Raw genomic sequence first — 9,172 nt, 5'->3', positions numbered from 1 at the left:
GGCGAACAGAGGGGCCGGGCCTTCGGGCTCGGCCCCTCTGGCGTACGCCCTCCAGCCCTGGCCGACCGTCAGACGAGGCCCGCCTCGCGCAGCAGCTTCCACAGCCCGGCGCCGTCCGGAGCGGAGAGCCACTTCTGCCCCACCGGGCCGGCGGACGGGCGGCCCGGTGGGGCGGGCAAGCTGCCGGCGAGCACCGACTGGGTCGGCGAGAGGCGGCGGATCGCCACCCCGGCCACGTTGTCCGGGTGCGCGACGGCGAACTCCCGGTAGATCTCCTGGTCGTGCTGCCCGTCGTCGCCGATCAGCAGCCACCGGACGTCCGGGAACTCCCGGGCCAGCCGGGCCAGGGTGGCCCGCTTGTGCTCCCGGCCGCTGCGGAACCAGCGGTCGGCAGTCGGCCCCCAGTCGGTGAGCAGCAGCGGCCCGGCCGGGTAGAGGTGCCGGGAGAGAAAGCGGGTGAGCGTCGGGGCGACGTTCCAGGCACCGGTGGAGAGGTAGAAGACCGGCGCGCCCGGGTGGGCGGTGACCAGCCGCTCGTACAGCACGGCCATGCCGGGCACGGCGGCCCGGGCGTGCTCGTCGAGGACGAAGGTGTTCCACGCGGCGAGCAGCGGCCGGGGCAGCGCGGTCACCATCACCGTGTCGTCGATGTCGGAGAGGATGCCGAACCGGACGTCCGGATCGAGGATGCGGACCAGCGCCTCGACCGGTTCCGCGTCGGGCACGCTGAGGCGTACGCAGCCCCAGCCGGGGGTGAAGTCGGCCTCGATCACGGTGTCGACGAAGCCGCTGCGGTCGGCGGTCGTCTCCTGGCGTACCCCGTCGGCCTCGATCGTCACGGTGGCGTACTTGGCGGGCAGGGTGGCGAAGCTGCGCCAGCCGCGCACCTTCTCCAGCCGCCCCCGCTGCCGGGTGTCGGGGCGGCCGAGCAGCACCCGGCAAAGCACCCGCGCCCACCCGGGAGCGCCGTACCCGGCGTACGCGATGATGTTGATCTGCCACCCGGTGCGCCGCAGCCGGCGCTCCACCAGGCCGTGCACCGCGTCCTCGATGCGTGCGGCCCGGTGCAGCTGCGGTACGGCCAGTTGATCCGGCGGTGTGGGTGGCACGGTGCAACCCTGCCACAACCGGACGACACCGGCCACGCGAGTCGACTCCGCCGATCCACCCCGCCGCCGGCCGTCGCCGTGACAGACTGCGGTCGCAGGCGACGACGGGGGCGTGGTCGTGTCGACACCAGTGCGGGACCGGCGACGCTGGCGTCCGGCACTCGACCGTCCGGCGCTGGTCGCGCTGCTGCTCGGGGCGGCCGGGGTCGGTTACCGGCTGGTCCTGACCCTGCTGACGCTGCCCGCCTCGAACAGCGACGAGGCCACCTTCGGCCTCGCCGCGATGCACATCGCCACCGGCCACGAGCGACCCGTCTTCCTGTACGGACAGCGCTACATGGGCATGGTGGAGTCGTACCTGGCGGCACCCCTGATCCGGCTGGCCGGGCCGAGCTGGCCGCTGCTGCGGCTGCCGCTGCTGGTGCTCTACGCGATCTTCCTGTGGCTGGCGCACCGGCTGACCCGTCGGCTGTTCTCCCCCTGGCTGGCCGCCTTCGTCGTCGGCCTGCTGGCGCTCGGCTCCGAGCGGGTGGTGCGGGACCAGCTCACCGCGGTGGGCGGGCGGCCGGAGGTGAAGCCGGCGGTGCTGGCGATGCTGCTGATCGCGGTGGCGCTCGGCGCGCGCCGGGTGCGGCACCGCTGGCTGGCCACCGGGGTGTTCGGGCTGCTCGCCGGGGTGGCGCTCTGGTCCGACTGGCTGATCGTGCCGTACCTGGCGGTGGCCGGGGTGGTGCTGCTCTGGGCGGCGCCCCGGGACCTGATCGGCTGGCCCGGGTTGCTGCTGGTGGTCGGGTTCCTGGTCGGCGTGTCCCCGATGATCAAGGACAACCTGGTCGCCCCGGACGGGCAGGACTCGCTGTCGGTGTTCCGGGAGATCAGCACCCGGGAGGGGGTGAGCCCGTCCTGGTCCGACCGGCTGCACGGCGGCCTGCTGGAGGGGGTGCCGCTGGCGTCCGGGGTCTGCCCGAGCGTCGGCTGCGCCCGCTGGCAGGAGTGGTTCGGCCTGCTCTACCCGCTGCTGCTGGTGGCCGCCGCCGCGCTCGCGCTGGTCGCGTACCGGCGGGCCGCCGACCGGTCCGCCCGGGTCCGGGCCGTGGCCGTCCTCGCCCTGGTCGCCGGGGCCGCGCTGACCCTGTTGGCGTACGTCCACAGCCCGCTCGCCGCCACCGATCCGCTGGGCAACGCCCGATACCTGTCGGTGCTGCAGATCTCGCTGCCGGCCGTGCTCTGGCCGCTCTGGCTGGCCGCCGCGCACGCGGTCCGGGCCGGCGTGCCCGTGGCCGCCCGGGCCGGCGGTGCCGTGGCGGGGCTGGTGCTGGCGGCGTTCACCGCCGCCGCGCTGGCCGCCACCGTGGCGTTCGTGGCGGACGCGCCAGGGCTGCGCGCCCAGGAGCGGTCGGCGCGGGAACTCGCCGACGCGGTGCGCCGGGCGGGGCTGCACGAGGTGTACGGGGACTACTGGACCTGCAACCGGCTGATCTTCAACACCGGCGAGGCGGTGGTCTGCGGGGTGCTGGACGGCAACCTGACGCCGGGGCAGAACCGCTACCCGGCCTACTGGAAGCGGGTGGGCCGCGCCGCCCGGCCCGGGTACGTGCTGGCGGTCGGGTCGTCGGCGGAGCGGGCGCTGCGCCGGTGGCTCGGCGCCCGCGCCGACGCGGCCGTGGTGGCCGAGGTGGGCGGCTATCGCGTGTACCACCCGGAGAGCGCCGTCCGGCCGTGGCGCTGAGCCGGGCCGTACGCTGATCCGGTGCTCATCCTGCTGCCCCCGTCCGAGGGAAAGGCCGAGGCCGGCACGGGCCGGCGGCTGGACCTGACCCGGCTCTCCCTGCCGGAGCTGGCCCCTGCCCGTGAGCAGGTGCTGACCGCCCTCGTCGCGCTCTGCGCCGGCCCGGACGATATGGCGGCCCGGGCCGCGCTGGGCCTGAGCGAGGGGCAGCGCGCCGAACTGCGCCGCAACGCGCGGCTACGCCAGGCGGCCACCGCGCCGGCCGGGCGGATCTACACCGGCGTGCTCTACGAGGCGCTCGACCTGGCCACGCTGCCGCCGGCGGCGGAACGGCTGGCCCGCCGGTCGGTGCTGATCAGCTCCGGCCTCTGGGGCGCGGTACGCCTCACCGACCGGATCCCGCCCTACCGCTGCCCGGTCGGGGCGAAGTTGCCGGGTGTCGGGGCGCTGTCGGCGTACTGGCGGACGGCCCTCGGGCCGGCGATGGCGACGGCCGCCGGCAGCGGGCCGGTGCTGGACCTGCGTTCCGGGGCGTACGCGGCCACCTGGGCGCCGCGCGGGGCGGTCGCCGAGCGCACGCTGACGGTCCGGGTGCTGCACGAGCGCGAGGTGGACGGCGTGCCCACCCGCTCCGTGGTGAGCCACTTCAACAAGGCCACCAAGGGGCGGCTGGTGCGTGACCTGCTGACCGCCGACGCCCGGCCGCGCACCGTCACCGCGCTGATCGGGGCGCTGCGGGACCTCAAGTACACGGTCGAGGAGCAGCCCACGGCGGCCGGCCGGCCACGCCAGCTCGACGTCGTGGTCACCGAGCTCTAGGGGCGGCGCAGCCGCAAATTTTGCTCAAGGCTCGGGCGGAGCGGTTTCGCGGTGCCCGCATCGGGGTTCACGGTAGGAGAACCCGACGCAAGGAGCACCCGCGATGGCCCCCGAACCCATCAGTCTGCTCGACCGGCGCCGCCCGTCACCCGTACCGCCACCGCTGGACTGGCTGACCCTCGCCGACGCGTTCGAGGTGGCCTGCCTGCTGCGCTGCACGCCGCCGCCGGCCACCGACGCCCGCCGGCCGGAGATCGGGACGTACCGGGGCGGGGTGGCCGAGTTCAACCGGGAGGACGCGGCGCGCCGGATGCGGCAGCTGCTCGGCCGCCTCGGCGTGCCGGTGGAGCACGAGCTGGCCACCGGCGGGCTGCGCCGCCGCTACGAGTTGCACCGGCTGTACGTGCCCCGGGAGCACCGGTCGACGTACGCGGCCCTGCTGGAGACCGGCTGGCGGCAGGGCCGGCGGGAGTTGCTGGGCGGCCCGGTCCCCGGCGCCTCGATGGCCCGCCGGGCGTGGCGACCCCGACTGGCCGCCGCCGCGTGGCGGGCGGCGCTGCTGGCCGGCGGGCGGCACGTACGCCGGCACTGCCTCGGCGTCCGGCTGGCCGACCGGGACCTGGCCGCGGTGCTGGTGCGGGGCGCGGCGCTGCTGGACGTCCCGGCCATGCTCCGGCCCGGCGCCGGCTGCTTCCTGGTGAGCGTCCCGAACGGCCCGCACCGCACCCGGATCGTGGACAGCGCCACGCTGGCCCCCGCGGCGGCGGCCTGCTGAGCCGTCCACCCGGCGACCGTCCACGGCCGCGCGCCGGCATCGAGGGGAGCCGGCGCGCGGCGGCCGTGCACGGCTGACCTGCCGGGGTTGCGCGGCGGGCGGTGCACGGCGCACAGTGCTGCCCGTGAGCCGACACTGGTCCGTGCCCGGTCGGCGCCGGATCGCGGCGCCGGTGGCGCTGCTGATACTGCTGCTACCGGCCCTGGCCGGGGTGGCCGCCTGCCGGGACGAGCCCCGCGAGCCGGTGCTCATCCGGATCGCCACCGGCAGCCCGACCGCCGTCTACCACGCCTTCGGCCAGTCCCTGGCGACCATCCTCAACCGCGAGCTGCCCGGGGTACGGGCCAGCGTGGTGGTCACCGCCGCCTCGGCGCAGAACGTCCGGCTGGTCGGCACCGGGCAGGCGGAACTGGGTTTCACCCAGGCCGACGTGCTGCCCCCGCGCTCCCCCGAGCAGCCCGCGGTGCTCGCCGTGGCCCGGGTCTACGACGACCTGCTGCACCTGGTCACCACCGCCGGTGGCCCGGTGCGGACTCTCGCGGACCTGCGCGGCCGGCGGGTCTCGGTGGGCGCCGACGGCTCCGGCACCGAGGTCACCGCGAAGCGGCTGCTCCAGGTGGCCCACCTCGACGACCAGGTACGCCAGGAGCACCTCGGGCTGGACGACTCGGTGGCCGCGCTGCGCGCCGGCCGGATCGAGGCGTTCTTCTTCTCCGGTGGCCTGCCGGTGCGCGGCGTCGCGGAGCTGGCCGGGAGCACCGCCGTGCGGATAGTCGACCTGGGCGAGTGGACCGAGCCGCTGCGCCGCGGGTACGGGCAGGTCTACGTGACCCGGGACATCCCCCGCTCGGTGTACAGCACGGATCCGGTGAGCACGGTGGCGAACCCGAACTACCTGATCGTCCGCGCCGACCTGCCCGAGCCGCTGGTCCGCGAGGTGACCCGGCTGCTGATGGAACGCCGGGCGGAACTGGCCGCCGCGCACCCGGCGGCCGGCCGGATGAGTCCCCGGTCGGCGATCGTCACCACCCCGCTGCCGCTGCATCCCGGGGCAGCGGACTGGTACGTGTCCAGCAAGCCGTGACGCCCACGAGGGCCGGCCGGGTCAGGCCCGGGCCGGCGCGGGGTCGGTGACGCCCGCCGCGTCGACCGGGGCGTCGCCGAGATCGGCGGTCTCGTCCGGGGCGGGGAACCACAGCTCGGCGACGAGCCCCCGCGGCTCGCCCTGGCGCATGGTGAGCCGGCCGTCGGAGGCGTCGACCAGCACCGCCACGATGGTCAGCCCCAGCCCGGCCCCGTCCACGTTCTGCACGTCGGGCGCCCGCCAGAACCGCTCGGTGGCCTGGTCGAGCTGGCTGGCCGTCATGCCGGGGCCGGTGTCCCGCACCTGGATCGCGGTCCCGTCGTCGGCCGCGCGGACGGTCACCGTGACCTCTCCCCCGGCGCCGCTGAACTTGACCGCGTTGTCGATCAGCGCGTCGAGGGCCTGGTCGATCGCGGTCGGCACGGTCCGGGCGTACGCGGGCGTCCCGGTGGTGTCGAGCCGGAGGGTGACCGACCGGTGCCGGGCCAGCGGCAGCCACGCCGCCACCCGGGAGGCGGCGATCCCGGTCGCGTCCACGGTGACCCGCTGGTTCTCCTCGCGTTCGGCGCGGGCCAGGGTGAGCAGCGCGTCGAGCACGGTGGCCAGCCGGTCGGTCTCCTCCAGCGCCAGTTGGTGCTCGGCCCGGCCGTCGGCGTCGGCCAGGCTCGGTCCCAGCTCCTCCACCCGCAGCCGCAGCGCGGTCAACGGGTTGCGCAGCTGGTGGCTGGCGTGCGCCACGAAGGCCCGCTGCCGGTCCATCACGTCGGAGACCACGTCGGCCATGTTGTTGAAGCTGGCTGCCAGCCGGCGCAGCTCCGGCGGGCCGAGCCGGGGGCGGACCCGGGCGGTCCGGTGCCCCTCGGCGATCTCGTGGGTGACCGCGTCCAGCTCGGTGACCGGGCGCAGCACCCAGCCGGCCAGCCCGAACGCGGTGGAGACGCAGGCGAGCACGGCGAGCAGGCCCATCCCGGCGAGCAGCAGCCACCACGCGGTGACGGTACGCCGCACCTTCCCGGCCGGGGTGGCGGTGACCACCGCGCCGAGCACCTCGCCGCCGTCGTTGATCGGGACGGCGACCACCAGCGGGCCGTCCACCCAGGGCCACACCGAATCCGGCCCGCTGAACTGCTGGCCGGCGAGCGCGGTGTCCAGCGCCGCACCGGCGCCCGTGTCGAACTGCCAGCTCACCGAGGCGGTCACGGTACGCCGGTCCCGGTCGACCACCGCCGCCCCGATGCCGTACAGGTCGTCGTAGACGGCCAGCTCCGCGTCGAGCGGGCCGGGGCCGCCGCCGCGCAGCGCCGGGCCGGCCAGCGAGGCGAACCGGGTGGCGTCGGCGAGCCGGTCCGCGCGTACCCGCTCGGTCTCCCGGGTGGCCAGCGTGGCCGCCAGCGGGGTTTCCAGGGCCAGCAGCACCAGCACCATCAGGAGCAGGTAGCTGATCACGAGCCGGCGGCGCACCCCGGCCTCCTCACTCGCCGCGGAGCCGGTAGCCGACCCCGCGTACGGTCTCCACCAGGGTCGGGTCGCCGAGCTTGCCGCGCAGCGAGCCGACGTGCACCTCCACCGTGTGCCGGTCGGCCCAGGTGGTGCCCCAGACGTCGAGCAGGATCCGCTCCCGGGGCACCGCCACGCCGGGCTGCCGGGCCAGCGAGAGCAGGATGTCGAACTCCTTGCGGGTGAGGGTGACCGCCCGGCCGGCGACGCTGACCGTGCGCCCGGCCACGTCGATCCGGACCGTGCCGGCCTCGATCAGGTGGCGCTCCGGCGCGGTGTGCGCGGCCCGGCGCAGCACCGCCTCGATCCGCGCCTGGAGTTCGACCATCGAGAACGGCTTCACCACGTAGTCGTCGGCGCCCAGCCGCAGCCCGAGCACCCGGTCCCGTTCCTCGCCCCGGGCGGTCACCGCGATGATGCCGAGCTGGCTGCTGCGCCGGCGCAGCTCCCGGCAGAGGTCGGTGCCGTCGCCGTCGGGGAGGGTCAGGTCGAGCAGCACCAGGTCGCAGGGGGCGGCGGAGAGCGCCGCCCCGACGGTGGCCGCATGCTCCACCTGGTAGCCGCGCCGGGTGAGGGCGGACGAGAGGGCGGCCGCCACCCGTCGGTCGTCCTCGACCAGGAGGATCCGCACCCGTGCCTCCATCCGCTCGACGTACTGCCCTGCGAATGGTGGCAGAAGTGGCGGCCGGACGGGAGGGCCGGCCTCCGCTCAGAGACCGAAGACCTCGTCGGCGGTCGCGTCCCGCACGCCGTCCACGAAGCCGCGGAAGGCGGGATCGTCGTGGCTGGCCGGCACACTGGTGACGTTCTCCCCGGTGGCCTGGGTGACGGCGTCGACCAGCGGCGGGTAGTCGGTCTCGGCGTCGGTGAAGCTGGTGTCGTCCGCCTGCCCGAGGTTGATCACGTGCTGAACCTCGTCGGTGGGGGTGTCCGGGTCGCCGACCCACTCGGCGGCATACCGGTAGCACTCGTCGTAGACGGCCCGCTGGCCGTCGGTCCAGTCGTCGTCGTAGCTCTGCATCGCCTTCCCTCCGCGGGCCTCCACCCGAGCATGCCGGAACGCCGTAGGCTGCGGTGGTGATCTACAAGATCCTGACGAACAGCGAGTGGGCCGGGGCCCAGGCGGCCGGGGAGTTCACCGGCACCGAGCTGGACCGGCAGGACGGGTACGTCCACCTCTCGGCGGCCGACCAGGTGGTGGAGACGGCCCGGCGGGTCTACGCCGGGGTCACCGGCCTCACCGTGCTCGCCGTGGACCCGGACCGGCTCGGCGACGCGCTGCGCTGCGAGGTGTCCCGGGGCGGCGCGCTCTTCCCGCACCTGTACGCGGCGCTGCCGATCGGGGCGGTGGTGGCGGCGTACCCGCTGCCGGCCGACCGGCCGGCCGCCGACGCGGTCGCCGAACTGCTGGTCTGACCGCTCGCTATGCTGCCACGAGCCCGCGCCGGCACCGGGAGCCCGGGGTGGCCGGGTGGTCCTGGCCCGGGCCCGCGGCGGTGCGCCGGCGCGGTCGTCCGGCACCGACGGCGCGACGACGCGCCCTGCGACGATGCGAGTAGACAATGACTGACACCAACGACCGGTCCGCCTCCGTGTTCGTCCACCCGACGGCCGACGTGGAGGAGGGCGCCAGGGTCGGCGACGGCACCAAGGTCTGGCACCTGGCCCACATCCGGTCGAGCGCGCAGGTCGGCTCCGGCTGCGTCATCGGCCGCAACGTGTACGTCGACGCGAACGTCACCGTGGGCGACCGGGTGAAGATCCAGAACAACGTCTCGGTCTACCAGGGCGTCACCATCGAGGACGAGGTCTTCGTCGGCCCCTGCGCGGTCTTCACCAACGACTTCCGGCCGCGCGCCCAGAACCCGGACTGGACGATCACCCCGACCCTGGTCCGCCGGGGCGCCTCGATCGGCGCCAACGCCACCCTGGTCTGCGGGATCGAGGTCGGCGAGTACGCGATGATCGCGGCCGGTTCGGTGGTGACCCGGGACGTCAAGCCGTACCAGCTGGTGGCCGGCAACCCGGCCCGGCCGAAGGGCTGGGTGGACGAGAAGGGCGAGGTCGTCTCCCGGGACGTCGACAACCCGCCGCACCAGGGCTGAGGCCCACGACGACGGAACGGGGAGGGCCACCGGCCCTCCCCGTTCCCGTGTCCG

At 75.4% G+C, this 9,172-nt stretch carries 10 protein-coding genes; 6 read left to right on the top strand and 4 right to left on the bottom strand.

Annotated elements, in window-relative coordinates; translation table 11 throughout:
• Nucleotides 1–68: 68 nt before the first annotated feature.
• Nucleotides 69–1,109 (bottom strand): App1 family protein, encoded by a 1,041-nt coding sequence (locus tag ONA70_RS14630; RefSeq protein ID WP_265006961.1) that lies wholly within the window; start codon nucleotides 1,107–1,109, stop codon nucleotides 69–71.
• A 112-nt stretch (nucleotides 1,110–1,221) separates the two neighbouring features.
• On the opposite strand from ONA70_RS14630, the gene ONA70_RS14625 reads away from it, so the two are divergent.
• The 4 genes from ONA70_RS14625 to ONA70_RS14610 all read left to right on the top strand — a co-directional run bounded on the left by ONA70_RS14625 (nucleotide 1,222) and on the right by ONA70_RS14610 (nucleotide 5,516).
• Nucleotides 1,222–2,838 (top strand): hypothetical protein, encoded by a 1,617-nt coding sequence (locus ONA70_RS14625; protein ID WP_406601195.1) that lies wholly within the window; start codon nucleotides 1,222–1,224, stop codon nucleotides 2,836–2,838.
• Between the two features lie 21 nt (nucleotides 2,839–2,859).
• Entirely contained in the window at nucleotides 2,860–3,657 is a 798-nt protein-coding gene (gene yaaA / locus ONA70_RS14620) for a peroxide stress protein YaaA (protein ID WP_265006959.1), read from the top strand.
• Nucleotides 3,658–3,760: 103 nt separating this feature from the next.
• Nucleotides 3,761–4,432: a hypothetical protein gene (locus ONA70_RS14615; RefSeq protein ID WP_265006958.1), complete on the top strand. Its 672-nt coding sequence runs from the start codon at nucleotides 3,761–3,763 to the stop codon at nucleotides 4,430–4,432.
• A 124-nt stretch (nucleotides 4,433–4,556) separates the two neighbouring features.
• Nucleotides 4,557–5,516, top strand: coding sequence for a TAXI family TRAP transporter solute-binding subunit (locus tag ONA70_RS14610; protein ID WP_265006957.1), 960 nt, complete (start codon nucleotides 4,557–4,559; stop codon nucleotides 5,514–5,516).
• A 21-nt stretch (nucleotides 5,517–5,537) separates the two neighbouring features.
• On the opposite strand, the gene ONA70_RS14605 is transcribed toward ONA70_RS14610, so the two are convergent.
• From ONA70_RS14605 to ONA70_RS14595, 3 genes are all read right to left on the bottom strand, one after another.
• Entirely contained in the window at nucleotides 5,538–6,977 is a 1,440-nt protein-coding gene (locus ONA70_RS14605) for a sensor histidine kinase (protein WP_265006956.1), read from the bottom strand.
• Nucleotides 6,978–6,987: 10 nt separating this feature from the next.
• Nucleotides 6,988–7,644 (bottom strand): response regulator transcription factor, encoded by a 657-nt coding sequence (locus tag ONA70_RS14600; RefSeq protein ID WP_265006955.1) that lies wholly within the window; start codon nucleotides 7,642–7,644, stop codon nucleotides 6,988–6,990.
• Between the two features lie 78 nt (nucleotides 7,645–7,722).
• The gene (locus tag ONA70_RS14595) at nucleotides 7,723–8,034 is read right to left on the bottom strand and encodes a hypothetical protein (RefSeq protein WP_265006954.1); all 312 of its coding nucleotides are present in this window, start codon (nucleotides 8,032–8,034) and stop codon (nucleotides 7,723–7,725) included.
• 56 nt (nucleotides 8,035–8,090) lie between these two features.
• Between ONA70_RS14595 and ONA70_RS14590 the strand changes: the two genes are divergently transcribed.
• Both ONA70_RS14590 and ONA70_RS14585 read left to right on the top strand, forming a co-directional pair.
• The gene (locus tag ONA70_RS14590; RefSeq protein WP_265006953.1) at nucleotides 8,091–8,429 is read left to right on the top strand and encodes a DUF952 domain-containing protein; all 339 of its coding nucleotides are present in this window, start codon (nucleotides 8,091–8,093) and stop codon (nucleotides 8,427–8,429) included.
• 146 nt (nucleotides 8,430–8,575) lie between these two features.
• Nucleotides 8,576–9,118: an acyltransferase gene (locus ONA70_RS14585; protein WP_265006952.1), complete on the top strand. Its 543-nt coding sequence runs from the start codon at nucleotides 8,576–8,578 to the stop codon at nucleotides 9,116–9,118.
• Nucleotides 9,119–9,172: the final 54 nt, after the last annotated feature.

Origin of the sequence: Micromonospora yasonensis (genome assembly GCF_026013475.1) — a bacterium.
In the GTDB taxonomy this organism is placed as follows: Bacteria; Actinomycetota; Actinomycetes; order Mycobacteriales; family Micromonosporaceae; genus Micromonospora; species Micromonospora yasonensis.
Note: the sequence above shows the minus strand (reverse complement) of the source record. Positions and strands in the feature narration are given on the sequence as shown.

Coding starts and splice junctions, on each gene's coding strand:
- ONA70_RS14615 (WP_265006958.1), top strand. CDS start 3,761: ATGGCCCCCGAACCCATCAGTCTGCTCGACCGGCGCCGCCCGTCACCC.
- ONA70_RS14595 (WP_265006954.1), bottom strand. CDS start 8,034: ATGCAGAGCTACGACGACGACTGGACCGACGGCCAGCGGGCCGTCTAC.
- ONA70_RS14585 (WP_265006952.1), top strand. CDS start 8,576: ATGACTGACACCAACGACCGGTCCGCCTCCGTGTTCGTCCACCCGACG.